Annotated in this window: 14 protein-coding genes; 5 read left to right on the forward strand and 9 right to left on the reverse strand. The window is 48.4% G+C overall.

What is annotated here, in order from left to right; translation table 11 throughout:
- The first annotated feature begins 113 nt into the window (after positions 1 to 113).
- Positions 114 to 1,337 (forward strand): MDR family MFS transporter, encoded by a 1,224-nt coding sequence (locus tag HP401_RS06015; protein WP_173604429.1) that lies wholly within the window; start codon positions 114 to 116, stop codon positions 1,335 to 1,337.
- A gap of 10 nt (positions 1,338 to 1,347) precedes the next feature.
- On the opposite strand, the gene HP401_RS06020 is transcribed toward HP401_RS06015, so the two are convergent.
- The 5 genes from HP401_RS06020 to HP401_RS06040 all read right to left on the reverse strand — a co-directional run bounded on the left by HP401_RS06020 (position 1,348) and on the right by HP401_RS06040 (position 6,702).
- A complete protein-coding gene (locus HP401_RS06020) occupies positions 1,348 to 2,145 on the reverse strand; it encodes an ABC transporter ATP-binding protein (RefSeq protein WP_015892291.1) in 798 nt (265 codons plus the stop codon).
- Positions 2,138 to 3,073, reverse strand: coding sequence for an ABC transporter permease (locus HP401_RS06025; RefSeq protein WP_015892292.1), 936 nt, complete (start codon positions 3,071 to 3,073; stop codon positions 2,138 to 2,140). The genes HP401_RS06020 and HP401_RS06025 overlap by 8 nt, the downstream gene beginning before the upstream one ends.
- A gap of 28 nt (positions 3,074 to 3,101) precedes the next feature.
- Positions 3,102 to 4,157, reverse strand: coding sequence for an ABC transporter substrate-binding protein (locus tag HP401_RS06030; RefSeq protein ID WP_173604430.1), 1,056 nt, complete (start codon positions 4,155 to 4,157; stop codon positions 3,102 to 3,104).
- A 90-nt stretch (positions 4,158 to 4,247) separates the two neighbouring features.
- Positions 4,248 to 5,252, reverse strand: a complete 1,005-nt coding sequence (locus HP401_RS06035) for an ABC transporter substrate-binding protein (RefSeq protein ID WP_173604431.1) — start codon at positions 5,250 to 5,252, stop codon at positions 4,248 to 4,250.
- A 130-nt stretch (positions 5,253 to 5,382) separates the two neighbouring features.
- Positions 5,383 to 6,702, reverse strand: coding sequence for a hemolysin family protein (locus tag HP401_RS06040; protein WP_173604432.1), 1,320 nt, complete (start codon positions 6,700 to 6,702; stop codon positions 5,383 to 5,385).
- Positions 6,703 to 6,843: 141 nt separating this feature from the next.
- Between HP401_RS06040 and HP401_RS06045 the strand changes: the two genes are divergently transcribed.
- The 3 genes from HP401_RS06045 to HP401_RS06055 are packed head-to-tail and all read left to right on the forward strand — an operon-like array spanning position 6,844 to position 10,511.
- Entirely contained in the window at positions 6,844 to 8,508 is a 1,665-nt protein-coding gene (locus HP401_RS06045; RefSeq protein ID WP_217365969.1) for a DNA repair helicase XPB, read from the forward strand.
- A 52-nt stretch (positions 8,509 to 8,560) separates the two neighbouring features.
- Positions 8,561 to 9,130, forward strand: coding sequence for an RNA polymerase sigma factor (locus tag HP401_RS06050; protein ID WP_007716978.1), 570 nt, complete (start codon positions 8,561 to 8,563; stop codon positions 9,128 to 9,130).
- On the forward strand, positions 9,111 to 10,511 hold the full coding sequence (locus HP401_RS06055) for a hypothetical protein (protein ID WP_173604434.1): 1,401 nt from the start codon (positions 9,111 to 9,113) through the stop codon (positions 10,509 to 10,511). Before HP401_RS06050 ends, HP401_RS06055 begins: the two co-directional genes overlap by 20 nt.
- Before the next feature lie 102 nt (positions 10,512 to 10,613).
- Here the strand turns inward: HP401_RS06055 and HP401_RS06060 are convergent, their stop codons facing one another.
- The gene (locus tag HP401_RS06060) at positions 10,614 to 10,874 is read right to left on the reverse strand and encodes a DUF2573 family protein (protein WP_173604435.1); all 261 of its coding nucleotides are present in this window, start codon (positions 10,872 to 10,874) and stop codon (positions 10,614 to 10,616) included.
- A gap of 147 nt (positions 10,875 to 11,021) precedes the next feature.
- Here HP401_RS06060 and HP401_RS06065 point away from each other — a divergent pair, with 147 nt between their 5' ends.
- A complete protein-coding gene (locus tag HP401_RS06065; RefSeq protein ID WP_173604436.1) occupies positions 11,022 to 11,480 on the forward strand; it encodes a GNAT family N-acetyltransferase in 459 nt (152 codons plus the stop codon).
- Positions 11,481 to 11,520: 40 nt separating this feature from the next.
- Here HP401_RS06065 and HP401_RS06070 read toward each other — a convergent pair whose 3' ends face one another.
- The 3 genes from HP401_RS06070 to HP401_RS06080 all read right to left on the reverse strand — a co-directional run bounded on the left by HP401_RS06070 (position 11,521) and on the right by HP401_RS06080 (position 13,970).
- Positions 11,521 to 11,961, reverse strand: a complete 441-nt coding sequence (locus HP401_RS06070) for a small multi-drug export protein (protein ID WP_173604437.1) — start codon at positions 11,959 to 11,961, stop codon at positions 11,521 to 11,523.
- Between the two features lie 88 nt (positions 11,962 to 12,049).
- On the reverse strand, positions 12,050 to 13,045 hold the full coding sequence (locus HP401_RS06075; protein WP_041749545.1) for an ABC transporter permease: 996 nt from the start codon (positions 13,043 to 13,045) through the stop codon (positions 12,050 to 12,052).
- Positions 13,011 to 13,970 carry an ABC transporter ATP-binding protein gene (locus HP401_RS06080; protein WP_173604438.1) on the reverse strand — a complete coding sequence of 320 codons (960 nt, stop codon included), beginning with the start codon at positions 13,968 to 13,970 and terminating at the stop codon, positions 13,011 to 13,013. The genes HP401_RS06075 and HP401_RS06080 overlap by 35 nt, the downstream gene beginning before the upstream one ends.
- Between the last annotated feature and the right edge of the window lie 31 nt (positions 13,971 to 14,001).

The raw sequence follows: 14,001 nt of genomic DNA on the forward strand, positions 1-14,001 counted from the left end.
ATAAAACATGAAAAAGCTATTCGCCTAATCGTACGCTTTTTCTCTGGTCTTTGCTACCTTACAATTCTAAAAACACCAACTAACCGGAAAAAGCCGAAAGAAAGGACTTTCTTATGCCACTCATTCCTCATGCACTTAGTCGATTCATTGCTGCATATCCGACACTCCTCTGGGTCCGCTTGTTCGGCGAAACGCTCACTTCACTATCCAGCGCCATGATCGCTCCGTTTCTCGTATTGTACTTGAGCGAAAACATCGGCGGCTCTGTCACCATGACCATGCTCGTCATTGGTTTGCAGCCCTTCTCCGAGATTTTGCTGACGCTATTTGCTGGTGGCATCACGGATCGCTATCGCCGAAAAACAATCATGCTACTCGCCCTTTTCCTGCAAGGCTTCGCTATGTTGGGAATGGCTTGGGCCGACTCCATGACGGGGTTTGCGATCCTGTACATCATCAACGGTGCTGGCCGCTCCCTGTTTATCCCTGTCAGCCGCGCGCATCTCGCTGATACGATTTCCGCTGCACAAATGGCTGGTGCCTTTGCCCTTCTCAGTACTTCTAGCAGTATCGGGGCTGCATTGGGCCCCTTAGTCGGAGTCATCATTTATAAGTATGATCCTGCTATGGCATTTTTGTTTACTGCGATTTCGCTATTGATCTATGCTCTTGCCGTTTGGTGGAAAATCCCGCAAACTCCGCTGCCGGAGGCTCCCGTCGAAGAAGCAGCAACCGTACATTCACGCAGCTCCTGGCATGCTTATCGACCAGCACTTGCCATTATGCTGCTGGCTTTGCCGATCAGTCTGTTTTACGCGCAAACCGAAACAAATCTCCAGCTTCATCTGAAATACACGCTGCCCAACTATTTGCAAACACTCGCCTTGCTCATTGCGGTAAAAGGGGTCCTTCTGCTCCTGTTCGAGTATATACTCGTCAAATGGACCCAGCACTTGCCTGCTCGCCTGTTGATTAGCGGCGCGTACATTTGTTTTCTCATCGTATCCTTGGGTTACGCCTTCATCGACAACGTACCTGGCCTTCTCGCCTTGCAAGTGTTGCTCGTCATCGGAGAGAGTATTGGGCTGACGCAATTGATGGCCTTCGTCACCCGGATATCACCTGTCACGATGCGCGGAAGGTACTTCGCGATCACAGGAACACACTGGGATATTTCCCGCATGTGCGGACCGTACTTGGGCAGCCTTGTCTTGCTACATTATGGGGGCACGATCCTTTTTACCATTGTCGCAGGCATCCTTTTAATCGGTGCCGGATTTATGTACGTATATCTTTCCACCAACGAAAAAGCCTCCCCGCTTGAACAGGAAGGCTGATTCGATCCGATTAAGTTAACAAGAAGCGATCTTCGCTGAAGCTTTCTCCACCGCGGGCTGTTTCGAATGCCCGAAGCAGATCCTGTGGCTTCATCGTCCGTTTTTTCTCATCCGGAATATCGAGAATGATTCCCCCATCGTGGAGCATCAACAGACGATTCCCCATGTTCAACGCTTGTTCCATATTATGCGTGACCATGATTGTCGTTAGTTTATAGCGCTCCACGATTTTTTCTGTTAAATCTACAATCAACTGCGCCCGTTTCGGGTCAAGCGCTGCTGTATGCTCATCGAGGAGCAAAATCTTCGGCTCCGTAAAGGTAGCCATCAACAGGCTCAGTGCTTGACGCTGTCCTCCTGAGAGAAAACCAACTTTGGTCTTCAAACGGTTCTCCAGCCCTTGATCCAGCTGCTTGAGCTGCTCACGGAACTGCTCCCGCTTCTGGTTATTCACCCCAAATCCAAGTGTACGACGTTTTCCCCGCCCCAAAGCGATTGCCAGATTTTCCTCAATCGTCATGTTCGGCGCTGTACCTGCCATTGGGTCCTGAAACACACGGCCGATCAGACCTGCACGCTGGTGCTCCGCCAAACGTGTGACATCTTTGCCGTCAATCTGAATGCTTCCGTTATCTGGCGTCAATCCGCCGGAGATCATGTTCATCATCGTCGATTTACCGGCACCATTACTTCCGATAACGGTGATGAACTCTCCTTTCTTCACGTGCAGATTGACGTTTCGAAGCGCGATCTTTTCATTCACAGTTCCTGCGTTGAATACTTTGTTGACGTTTGTAATTTTAAGCATCGCTGCTTCCTCCCCTTGCCGAGCGTACCGCTTGCTTTTTCCAGATGCCTTTTGCCACAGTTGGGACAGTCAGGGCAATGATAACAATCAGGGCTGTAATCAGCTTCATGTCAGAAGGATTGAGTCCTGCATCCAGTGCCAGTGCAATGACTAAGCGGTACACAATCGAGCCGAGAATGACAGCAAGCGTCACTCGGAAAATCGAAGAGCTGCCAAACAAAACTTCCCCGACAATAACGGAAGCGAGACCGATGACGATCATCCCGATCCCCATTCCTACATCCGCAAAGCCTTGGTATTGGGCTACCCACGCACCAGCTAAAGCTACCAAGCCATTGGAAAGAGCCAAACCGATAATCGTTGTCGAATCTGTGTTTACCCCAAAGCTGCGGATCATCTTCGAGTTGTCACCTGTCGCACGCAAATCCAGACCCATATCCGTATGCAGGAACCAGTCAATGATCAGCTTCAACACCAGAACACCTACGATAAAGATGATTGCTACACCAGACAGCAAAGTAACTCCACCTACGGTCAGGTTTGGAATGCCCATATCCTTTACATAAGTGAATAAAGTATCTTCCCGCAAAAGAGGCAGATTCGCTTTTCCCATGACACGCAAATTGATCGAGTACAAGGCGATCATCGTCAAGATCCCCGCCAAAAGTGCGTTAATCTTTCCTTTGGTATGCAAGACTCCCGTAAAAGCTCCGGCTAATGCACCTACAATGAAAGCCAGCAGGGTGGCCAAAAACGGATTGGTGCCATCGATAATGAATTTGGCTGCGATTGCGCCTCCCAAGGCAAAACTACCATCTACGGTCAAGTCAGGAACGTTTAGAATTCGGAAGGTCAGATATACACCGAGAGCCAAGATACCAAATAGTAAACCTTGCTCAATGGCCCCCATTACTGCCAGTTGATTCATAGAAGAAATCCTCCAATTACTGCATTTATTACTCGATCACTTGTCCAGCACGGTCGAGCATGGCTTGCGGAATCGTCACACCCATTTTTTCCGCTGCTTTCTTATTCAATACGAGCTTCATGTCTGCTTGCACTTCAACAGCCATATCTGCCGGCTTCGCTTCAGCCTTCAGGATTTTTGTTGCCATATCAGCTGTTTGCTCGCCCAGCTTAGTGTAGTCGATCCCGTAAGTGGCAATCGCTCCGCTCTTCACAGAGTTTTCTTCACCAGCGATGACCGGAATTTTTTGTGCTTCAGCGACTCCGATCACAGCTGCAATCGAAGATACGACCATGTTGTCAGTTGGTACGTAGAAAGCATCTACTTTGCCCACCATGGACTCAGCTGCTTGCTTCACTTCTGTCGCGCTCGTAATTGCCGCTTCTTTAATTTCTAAACCAAGCTTACCGGCTACTGCTTTTGCCGCATCTACCTGTACTTTGGAGTTGACTTCGCCAGAACTATAAATGATTCCAACAGATTTCGCATCAGCTTTCATTTCTTTGATCAGCTTCAATTGCTCTTCGACTGGATTCATATCCGATGTGCCGGTTACGTTCGCCCCCGGCTTGTCCATCGCTGCAACCAGACCAGCTTCTACAGGATCGGTTACCGCAGTAAACAGGATCGGAATTTCTTTACTGGTTTGTGCGGCAGCCTGTGCCGTTGGAGTCGCAATGGCCAACACCAAATCTACTTTGTCAGCCTCGAATTTTTGGGCAATCTGAATGGCTGTATCCATGCTCGCTTGAGCGGATTGCACATCAATTTTTACTTGCTTGTCTTTTTCGTAACCGTTTTTAGCCAGTTGGCTGATAAAGCCCTCTCTTGCTGCATCCAAAGCAGGGTGTTCAACGAATTGGGCAATTCCAATTGTCAGCTGCTTGGTTTCAGTAGACGGGGCAGATGCCGTCGTGGTTGCAGGAGCGGGTGTAGGATTGTTTGCAGGGGTAGTGCTTTGCTGTCCACAAGCGGTAACAGACAAAAGCAATAAAGGAAATAAAAAACTCTGAAAAATTTTAATACTCTTCTTTTGTTTGAACATTTAGTGAATTCCCCCTCGTGAATTTTTTCTACAGTTTAACATGGATAAAACAGTTTTAAAAGAATAAAAAGAGAGCATGACGCTCTCTTTTTACTTGATGATTTCTTTCGCCTGTTGTTTGAGTGCCTCAGTAATAGTGAGCCCAAACTTTGCAGCAGCTGTTTCATTAATATACAAATCAGCTTGTTTCGAAATCTCTACAGGGGTATCAGCAACACTCTGCCCTTTTAAGATACGAGCAGCCATATCGCCTGTTTGTTTACCGATTTGGTAGTAATCAATCCCGTAAGTAGCAACCGCTCCACGTTTCACTGTATCGGTATCAGAAGCAAATACAGGAATTTTGTTTTCCTCTGCTGCTCCGAGCACCGCTTCAAAGGAAGATACGACGGTGTTGTCAATTGGGATAATAATGGCATCTGCTTTACTAGCAAGACTTTGAGCGGCCAGCTGCACTTCAGACAGCTGCGAAATGCCCGCCTTGATGATTTCTACGCCTTGTTTTTGCGCTGCGTCTTCCAATTCCTTGACCTGTACCTCTGAGTTAATTTCGGAGGTTGTATAGATCACGCCCAGCTTTTTCAGCTCAGGCAGGAAGGTTTTCACCAGCTTCAATTGTTGTTCCATGGATACTTTATCGGACGTCCCGGTCACGTTTTTGTCTGGCTTCTCCAGACTGCCAACCAGTTGAGCCGAGATCGGGTCTGTTACGGAACTGAAAATAACAGGTTTGTCAGCAATCGCCTTTGCTGCAGCCTGAGCGGATGGCGTCGCAATCGCTACGACAATATCTTTTTTATCTCCGGCATACTTCTGTGCGATCGAGACGGTATTGTTCATGTCACCATGGGCGTTCTGGGAGTCTACCTCCAAGTTCTTGCCCTCTTCGTAGCCAGCATCCTTCAGACCATCTAAAATTCCTTTATGAATGGCATCAAGCGCAGGGTGCTCCACGAATTGCGTCAGCCCCAGCTTCACTGTTTGCCCTTGGCCTGTCGTTGCTGCTGTCTCTGTTTTCCCACCTGTTTCGTTGCCACATGCTGCCAAAGAAAACGCCAGCAATGCGGTCAGTACCATACTGACTGCTCGTCTCATCTGTACTTCCTCCTCTAGTCTCTACTCTCAGCTGCTCTAATCACCCTAAGCAATTAGGCTCATTGCCATCTATGCAACTTGTGTCCCATTATAGCAATTATATTACGTATTGAGAAGCCCCCTTTCTTCCCTACGTGGAACTGATTTCTTCCTCTGCTTTGCCGACTTTCTTTACATAGACCCGGGTGATTCTGTAATGATCGACCTCTCCCACGATAAATTCGTACTTTCCTTCTTTTACCCGATCCCCCACGCGCGGCGGATGGTCGATCTGCATGTAAATCCAGCCAGCAAGCGTATCCACATCGCTCGACTCCAATTCGATGTCCAGATAATCGCCCGCTTCTTCCAATAACATACGCCCGTCCAATGACAGCATGCCGTCACTACGTTCTACTTCTGGGCGTTCATCGTCAAACTCGTCCTGGATGTCTCCAACAATTTCTTCCATTATATCTTCGAGGGTCACCAGCCCGGCAGTGCCCCCATACTCATCAATGATAATCGCCATTTGCCCTCGTTGTTTTTGCAGCATGGTCAGCAACCGGCTGATCGAGATCGTCTCCGGTACCGTCAGAATCGGGCGCATGAAGGTCTGAAGATCATCGCTCTCTCCTTCCAGAAGCCCCGTCAGCATATCCTTGATATGTAAACTACCGACAACATGGTCCTTGTCACCATCCACTACTGGATAGCGGGTAAATCGTCCGTTTTGGACATGCTTGACGTTCTCGTCAAAAGGATCGCGCAGGTTCAAGACAACCATATCTGTACGCGGAACCATGATTTCTCTCGCCATCGTCTCCGAGAAATCAAAAATATTATCAACCAGCATTAGCTCGGTTTGATCAATCAAGCCGCTTTTATGACTTTCATTGACAAGAATGCGTATCTCTTCTTCTGTATGTGCTTCCTGATGCGGCTCCAACGATATATGAAAAAGCCCAAGAAAATGACTCGCGGACCAGTTCAGCATTTGAATAAAGGGATACATGATTTTGTAAAAGAGTTGGATCGGCTTGGCTACTGCCAGTACCACCTTTTCGGAGTATTGAATCGCCAATGTCTTCGGAGCCAGCTCCCCCAGCACGATATGCAAAAACGTAATCAACGAAAAAGCGATAATAAAGGAAATACTGGTAACAACCGTTTCATTTAAATGGAAGTAAAGAAAAACTGGATGCAAGAGATGCGCGACAGCAGGCTCTCCCAACCAACCGAGTCCTAATGAAGCCAGCGTAATCCCAAGTTGGCACGCGGAAAGGTAGGCATCCAAATTGTGCAGGACTCTCTCGACGTCAACGGCGCGCTTGTTTCCTTCTGCTGCGAGCTGTGCAATGCGCGATTCCCTTACCTTTACGATCGCGAATTCAGTCGCAACAAAGAACCCGTTCAGGAGTACGAGGATCATGACCAAGATCAAATTAAACAAGCTTCCCCAAATTGCCATGCTCCCCGCCATCCTTTCCGTCCATGCTTTGGGATATTGTTTCCCATCATAGCCAAAATGTTACCTGTTCGTTTTTCTTTCTTTTTGAGATTGTGATACCATAGTGCTGATTCCTATGCCTTTTGCAACGAGGTGAGTCTATTGTCCTACCGTCCAGACCTGCCCTTGATCGTTCAAAGCGATCGGACGATATTGTTGGAAACACAGCATCCTTTCTTTCACGAGGCCAGACAAGCTATCAGTGGTTTTACTGAGCTAATCAAGAACCCAGAATACATCCATACCTATCGGATCACCCCTTTATCGCTTTGGAATGCAGCTGCATCCGGTCTTACATCACAAGAGGTAACGGACGTGCTTGGCAACTACAGCAAGTACGGTGTCCCACCAACCATCGTCAAAGAAATTGAAGATACGATGCGAAAATACGGCTTGTTTCGTTTGGAACGCATTGGTGATCAACTCGTATTAATGAGTGAAGACCCACTTCTTTTAACAGAGGTAACCAGTTATAAATCAATCGCTGCTCTTTTTGAGAATGAATTCGTCATCAAAAGCTATGCGCGCGGACTGATCAAACAAGAGCTGATCAAGCTCGGGTTTCCTGTTCAAGATTTGGCGGGCTATACAGAAGGCGAATCCTGTCCAGTTAGCTTACGGGAAACGACATCCCGAGGCAGAGCATTCTCTTTGCGTTCTTATCAAAAAGAAGCTGTCGATGCCTTCTATTCCGGAGGCGCTGTGACTGGGGGCAGCGGCGTTCTCGTCCTCCCCTGTGGTGCTGGAAAAACAGTCATTGGACTCGGTGCCATATGCCAGTTGCAAACTGCCACCCTCATATTGACCACGAATACGACATCGGTTCGCCAGTGGATCGCTGAGCTCTTGGACAAAACAGGACTTGATCCAAATATGGTCGGGGAATACACTGGTGACAACAAAGAAGTCAAGCCAATAACTGTGGCGACTTATCAAATTCTTACATACCGCCCCACCGCCGAAGATGATTTTCCTCACCTGAAACTCTTTTCAGAGCGCGACTGGGGGCTTATTATTTACGATGAGGTGCATTTGTTGCCTGCACCCATCTTTCGTGTAACTTCTGGGATTCAAGCCACTCGCAGACTTGGGCTGACTGCTACTCTTGTTCGGGAAGACGGGCGGGAGGAAGATGTATTCACGCTGATTGGTCCAAAAAAGTACGAGGTTCCGTGGAAAGTCATGGAAGAGCAAGGCTGGATCGCAGAGGCGCATTGCCGAGAAATTCGACTCCCCTTTGAGCCGAAGTGGCGGGAGGCTTACGCACATGCAACCGCCCGCCAAAAGTTTCGCATTGCAGCGGAAAATCCAAAAAAACTGGAGGTCGTCCGCGAGCTATTGGAGAGGCACGCCCACGATCGCGTTTTGATCATTGGGCAATATATCGATCAGCTTGAGCAGATGGCGACGGCCCTCCAACTGCCACTCATTACAGGAAAAGTACCGGACAAAGAACGTGAGCTTTTGTACACGCAGTTTAAAAAAGGGGAAATTACACGCCTGATCGTATCCAAGGTAGCCAACTTTGCGGTTGATTTGCCGGATGCCAACGTCGCGATCCAAATCTCCGGGACGTATGGTTCCAGACAAGAAGAGGCACAGCGCCTGGGACGTATCTTAAGGCCCAAAACAGACGACAACACTGCCCATTTTTATACATTGGTAACACGAGACACGAGAGAGCAGGAGTTTTCGCTCCATCGCCAGCTTTTTCTTGTCGAACAGGGCTATCCATACGATATTATAGAAATCGAAACGCTGGTCTGAAACGTTTACGAATAACCAGCGTCTCATAGAGGGAAGGGAGGCCAAAGATTCAATGCAATCCGACGCCGAAATCATTCAGCGGATTCTTCAAGGCGACATCGAAGCGTATCGCGACCTCATCCAGCGATATCAGCATATGATCTATGTTTTCATTTACAAAATGGTAAACAATCGCTCTGATGCAGAGGATCTTACTCAAGAAGTATTTGTAAAAGCGTATGAAAAATTGTCGACATTCCGTGGAGACAGCCAGTTTTCTTCTTGGTTACATACGCTCGCCCGAAATAAGAGCATCGACTTCTTGCGTCGCCGAAAGTATCATGACTCGGATGAACAATTGGCCTATGTGCCATCCAATACACGGGACGAATCCCCTCAGGAATCGCTCATGACAAAAGAGCAACGTCGAGAAATTCAGGAAGCCTTTGCCTTACTGTCAGATTCTTATCGAGAAGTGATCGTCCTTCGCTGTACGCACGAATATCCGTTTGAAAAGATAGCGACACTTCTCGGCATCGCCGAATCTACAGCTCGTGTCCGTTACTTGCGTGCTCGTCAGGAACTCGCAAAATTGTTATCCCGCAAGGAAGGGGGGCTCGTACATGAACTGCCAGGCATTTAGAAAGGCATGGCTAGATGACACAGATAGCGATTCGCACTCACATATCGAAACCTGTGACGAATGCATCGCTTGGATAGAAACACAAATGACAACAGAAGAGGAGGTGCAGTTCTTGAAGGAGGTTCCACTACCTCAAGCGAACCTGGAAGACAGAATCATGCAAGCAATCTACCAGACCGCCGGAAAAGGTGTACCCCCTCACGCCGCTACTGCATCTTCAGAGCAACAAACGAGCACAGTGATTTCAAAACCAAACAAGCGTTGGACCAAAGGCTTCCCTTCATACGCCTGGGTTAGCGCAGCGGCTGTCTTGCTCGCAGTTGGTTTCGTCGGCTACCAACAACTGGCACCGAGTAGTAATCAAATGGCTGCCATACAAGAAAACGGGATACAAGACAGTCAGATCAACAAGAACATAGTTGCATTCGACGCGGAATCAAAATCGGCAACACAAGCTCCAGCACCTGCAATCGCTTCTCAACCAGCAGCTGCTGACAGCCCTACGATGAAAAAGGCAGAGAGCAATCCTGAGTCTGCCGCTACACAATCGCAGGTCGCTCCAACTGCACCTAAAAAAGATACACCTCCTGCATCACCTCCCCAATCGAACAATGCGATTGCGATGGTGAAACCAGAGGAAAAAGCAGCCACACCAGAGTCACATACGGTAAATAAAGACGGGCAGAACAGCGTGGCATCTCGGGGATTACAGGGGAACTCAGCTGATCAAGCGGCTAAAGCGAAATCAGAAGTTCCAGCGGAGTCAGCAAATACTGGTAACCATATAGCCGCTAAGGAAGCCAATGGCGCTGCTGCTGAGAATCCTATGACCTTTGGGATCGCTTCCCAAGCGGAACCAGACACGGCTGATGGGGGTACAACTGAGAACGCATTAGTGGGTCCAGCGTTGCCAGCGGTAGCGAAGCAGCCCATTACACTATCCTCGTTCACTGATTTGAATACCGCTGTACAAGCATCAGATATGCCCGTACCTGCCCTGTCGCAAGCACCGAATGGGTTCTCGATGAGTACAGTATCGGTCCAATATGAATCGGAAACCAGCCAGAAGGTGACTCGCTTAACTTCAGATTACAAGCGGAACAACGACTGGATTCGCATAGATGTTGTGCGTAATACAGAAGGCAAGCGCAGCCTCTCTATCCCAGGTACTTTCTCGGCTACTCAGTTGTTCGCGGTTAACGGAGAGCAAGCCATCGCTGTTTCATTTGATCAAACGGATTCAAAAGCATCAACAGCCCAGCACGCGGCTCATTTTAACGCTAAATCCGACAATCAATCGTTGTATGTAGTGATCACGGCACACGGTGTCACCTTAAATGAATTAATGGATGCTGCCAAACATATTACGTGGAATCCGTAAAACAGTATCAAGGAGAATGGATGCCTCCACACTGGTTAGCCTTTTGATTGAAGTAAAAAAACGCTGCTCTCTTTCGCCAAGAGACAGCGTTTTTTCTTATCTTTAGTGCTTTTGATTTTTCTCCTGATTCCACTGCTTGATTTGCTCGATGATTTCCCGAATTTGATTTCGTGCTTCCGTATGCTCAGGCTCGCTTCCCCAATGCTGAATCAGCGGCGGCATCGCTTTTGCCATTGTCGTGTACAGACACCATACTTTTACCATTTCTACGCGCTCAGGAGTCGCTTCCCCTGTTAACAGCTCTGTAAATTTATGAACTAGATCCTCCAGTTCAGGGACCAACGCTTCTTTTTTCTCGTCCATGTCAGCTACCTCACTTTCGGGAACTTTTCTATTTGTATCCTTGGTTTATTTTACGAAAAAACGCCCACGCGGAAAAGGAAGATTTTTCAGGTGGGATCGGTTACGCTTAAGCTATCAAGATGATCGAGGTGAAGACTTATCAAAGACATGACTATTCGATTAGTTCCAACAACCAGAGATAACTGGCAGGATGCATTACGCTTGCAGGTGCAGGATGAGCAGCTGCGCTTTGTCCCCTCTGTTGCCGTTTCGTTGGCGAAGGTTCATATCCGTCCTGACGGTGACAACTGCGCCTATGAACCATTCTGTTTGTATGACGCTGATGAAATGGTTGGGTTTGTCATGATTGCTTATGACGCATCCACAGATTGGTGTTACTGGTTCAATGGTTTTTTGATTGATCACCAGTACCAAGGCAAAGGATATGGCAGAGCGGCTCTCTCAACGATCGTAGATACAGTACGGAACCGTTTCCCGCAAAGCCGATTTGTGAACTTGACCGTATGCCCGGACAATGCAGGTGCAAGACATTTATACAGTCAATCCGGTTTTGAAGAAACTGGCGACGTATACGATGGAGAAATTGTTTACAGACTCTCATTATGAACAAAAAACCGCCAGAAATTGGCGGTTTTCATGCATATAGCTATTTTGTTTCTGGTACCATGAATTGCAAAAGACCAAAAGCCACTCCTACCGTCAATAGCGCACTCCAGATAATAATGCCCACCGCCATCCACAGCATGAGCTTTTTGGTAGGTGCTCCCAGTGAGATACCAATAGCAGCTCCCAGTGGGGCTCCCGTTAAAAGCGGCGAAGCCAGACCTAGGCCGACCACTCCGTATTTATCCCAAATCTGCCACATGCGCCCCTGACGCTTGCTCCGATTCTCTACACGCTTTAAAAGCCAATTGCGCAATGAACCTCCCACGAAAATAACAGCACCTGCGCTGATAATCGCACCCACCGCACTAAAGATTCCGATCAGAACCGGTGGTAGCTGCAACATAAAGCCTACAGGGATTGCTGCCCACAGCTCAAACATGCCAGATAGTGTTACCGAGCCTGCTTTCCATAATACATCCATTCTGTTTCGCCTTTCCCCTCTCGCTGTCTTTTTCTTTCGTCATGGTAAAGACGAGCAGACTTGGATAAAAGTAACGAAAAAAGTCAAATTAGGATGTGACATCTCTACGGATAAAGGCCGCGTACGCAATAATCAGTGCTGCGATCGCCCATACACTCAACACGGTCAACGAGAACGGCAACGTCATCCCCTTAATCGGAGGCAGTGTTCCATTGAGATAATCCGTCAGCTGCAAATTTACCACGAACAAGTATTTGGACGATTCCCAGGAGGATGCCATCTGCGTCAGGATCGTTCCGCTAATTAACGCTGCCATCATAATTCCCATCCCCGCAGCCGCACTCCGAACCAAAACAGAGACCATAAGCGTTACCGTAGCAACCACGATGCAGACGAACCAGCCTAGACCATACTGCATCAGCAAAAATTGCCATTGCGGCAGCATGAAAGCCCCAGAGGTCTCGAGCTCTCCTCCCGATACTTCAAAGCCAGTCAAAATAGGAAGATCCCAACCGGAATAGCCAAACACGACCCCAGAGAGCAAATAAGCAAGAATCAGTGTCGTAAGAACCGTGAGAGAGGTAAACAGCAGAAGGGTGATGTATTTGCTGGTCAGTACCTTCCACCGCCTTACGGGTCGCGTTAATAGCAGCTTGACCGTCCCTTCGCTAAACTCAGAAGATACAAGGTCAACCGCAAGCACGACGATAATCATCGGCAAAAACATTGAAATGGCTTGGTCCATAAAGCCACGGGCGAAAGTAGGCCCCCCCGGTGCCATCGGGTTAATGTCATGATCCAAATAGTATTGCTGTTGCGCGATCCTGACCTTGATAAAATCCCGCCACTCCTCGGGAAGACGGCTTGATGCCAGCCTGTTTTGCATATCGACAATTTGTTGGGTTAAGAGCGGACGCCAGTCGGTTGTCCCCATTCGTTCTTGTGCAGTAACAACCGAACGGTACTGGGCGTATGTAAAAATCGGGATCAGAATCGCCAAGATCAGCACGACGACGAGAAAACGGCGCCTGCGCAGCAATTTTATGGTTTCATTCTGTACGAGCCCCACCATGTTCTGCTCCATGACTTCCCCCTCCTCCCGTCAATGTAAGGAACAGGTCTTCCAGTGTAACCGTCTTCGTCGCTATTCCCATCACAGGTATGCCGCCATTGACCAAAGCTAGGTTAGCCTCACTCACTTTTTCTACATCCATGCGTGATTTCAGGCGCTCTTCACTGACCACCCACACCTCTGTCACTGCTGGTAGATTTCGCAGAATTTCCTCGGCCTTTTGTATATGGGAAGACGGGATTGTCCAATCGACCTGATCAGCAAACTGCTCCATCAGTTCTTTGACTAATCCAACCGAAATGACCTTCCCTTGGCTGATAATCGCCACCCTGTCGCACATCATCTCGATTTCACTGAGAAGATGACTCGAAATGAAGACCGCGAGCCCTTCTTCCTCGGCAAGCTTGCGAATAAACTGGCGCAACTCACGGATCCCCGCTGGGTCCAAGCCGTTTGTCGGTTCGTCCAGGATCAATATTTTCGGCCGGTGCAAAAGTGCCTGCGCGATCCCCAGGCGCTGCCTCATTCCGAGTGAATACGTTTTTACCTTATCATCAATCGCCCGCTCTAAATCAACGAAGCGGACGATTTCCTCAATACGCTCAGGCGTTATACCGCCACTCATTCTCGCAAACTGCTCCAGATTCTCTCTGCCCGTCAAAAACTTGTACAGCTCCGGGTTTTCTACGATACAACCAACCTGCGCAATCGCTTGTGGAAACTGTTCTTGAAGGGAGATGCCTCCGATGCGAATATCTCCCCCATCGGCCTTTGCCAATCCAACGAGCATGCGGATTGTGGTGGTTTTGCCTGCGCCATTCGGCCCGAGAAATCCAAATACCTCTCCGGCGAAAACGTCAAACGTAATATCATGAATGATCGGCTTTTTGCCAATCGCTTTTTGCAATCCTTTTACTGAGAGGACCGTTTCGGCCAATGTACGCCCTCCTATCTGAGTCTCCCCTCGT

The sequence above is a fragment of the Brevibacillus sp. HB2.2 genome (genome assembly GCF_013284275.1).
GTDB lineage: Bacteria > Bacillota > Bacilli > Brevibacillales > Brevibacillaceae > Brevibacillus > Brevibacillus brevis_D.

Coding starts and splice junctions, on each gene's coding strand:
- HP401_RS06020 (WP_015892291.1), bottom strand. CDS start 2,145: ATGCTTAAAATTACAAACGTCAACAAAGTATTCAACGCAGGAACTGTG.
- HP401_RS06025 (WP_015892292.1), bottom strand. CDS start 3,073: ATGAATCAACTGGCAGTAATGGGGGCCATTGAGCAAGGTTTACTATTT.
- HP401_RS06055 (WP_173604434.1), top strand. CDS start 9,111: ATGAACTGCCAGGCATTTAGAAAGGCATGGCTAGATGACACAGATAGC.
- HP401_RS06075 (WP_041749545.1), bottom strand. CDS start 13,045: ATGGAGCAGAACATGGTGGGGCTCGTACAGAATGAAACCATAAAATTG.
- HP401_RS06015 (WP_173604429.1), top strand. CDS start 114: ATGCCACTCATTCCTCATGCACTTAGTCGATTCATTGCTGCATATCCG.
- HP401_RS06070 (WP_173604437.1), bottom strand. CDS start 11,961: ATGGATGTATTATGGAAAGCAGGCTCGGTAACACTATCTGGCATGTTT.
- HP401_RS06040 (WP_173604432.1), bottom strand. CDS start 6,702: ATGGCAATTTGGGGAAGCTTGTTTAATTTGATCTTGGTCATGATCCTC.
- HP401_RS06030 (WP_173604430.1), bottom strand. CDS start 4,157: ATGTTCAAACAAAAGAAGAGTATTAAAATTTTTCAGAGTTTTTTATTT.
- HP401_RS06065 (WP_173604436.1), top strand. CDS start 11,022: ATGACTATTCGATTAGTTCCAACAACCAGAGATAACTGGCAGGATGCA.
- HP401_RS06050 (WP_007716978.1), top strand. CDS start 8,561: ATGCAATCCGACGCCGAAATCATTCAGCGGATTCTTCAAGGCGACATC.
- HP401_RS06060 (WP_173604435.1), bottom strand. CDS start 10,874: ATGGACGAGAAAAAAGAAGCGTTGGTCCCTGAACTGGAGGATCTAGTT.
- HP401_RS06035 (WP_173604431.1), bottom strand. CDS start 5,252: ATGAGACGAGCAGTCAGTATGGTACTGACCGCATTGCTGGCGTTTTCT.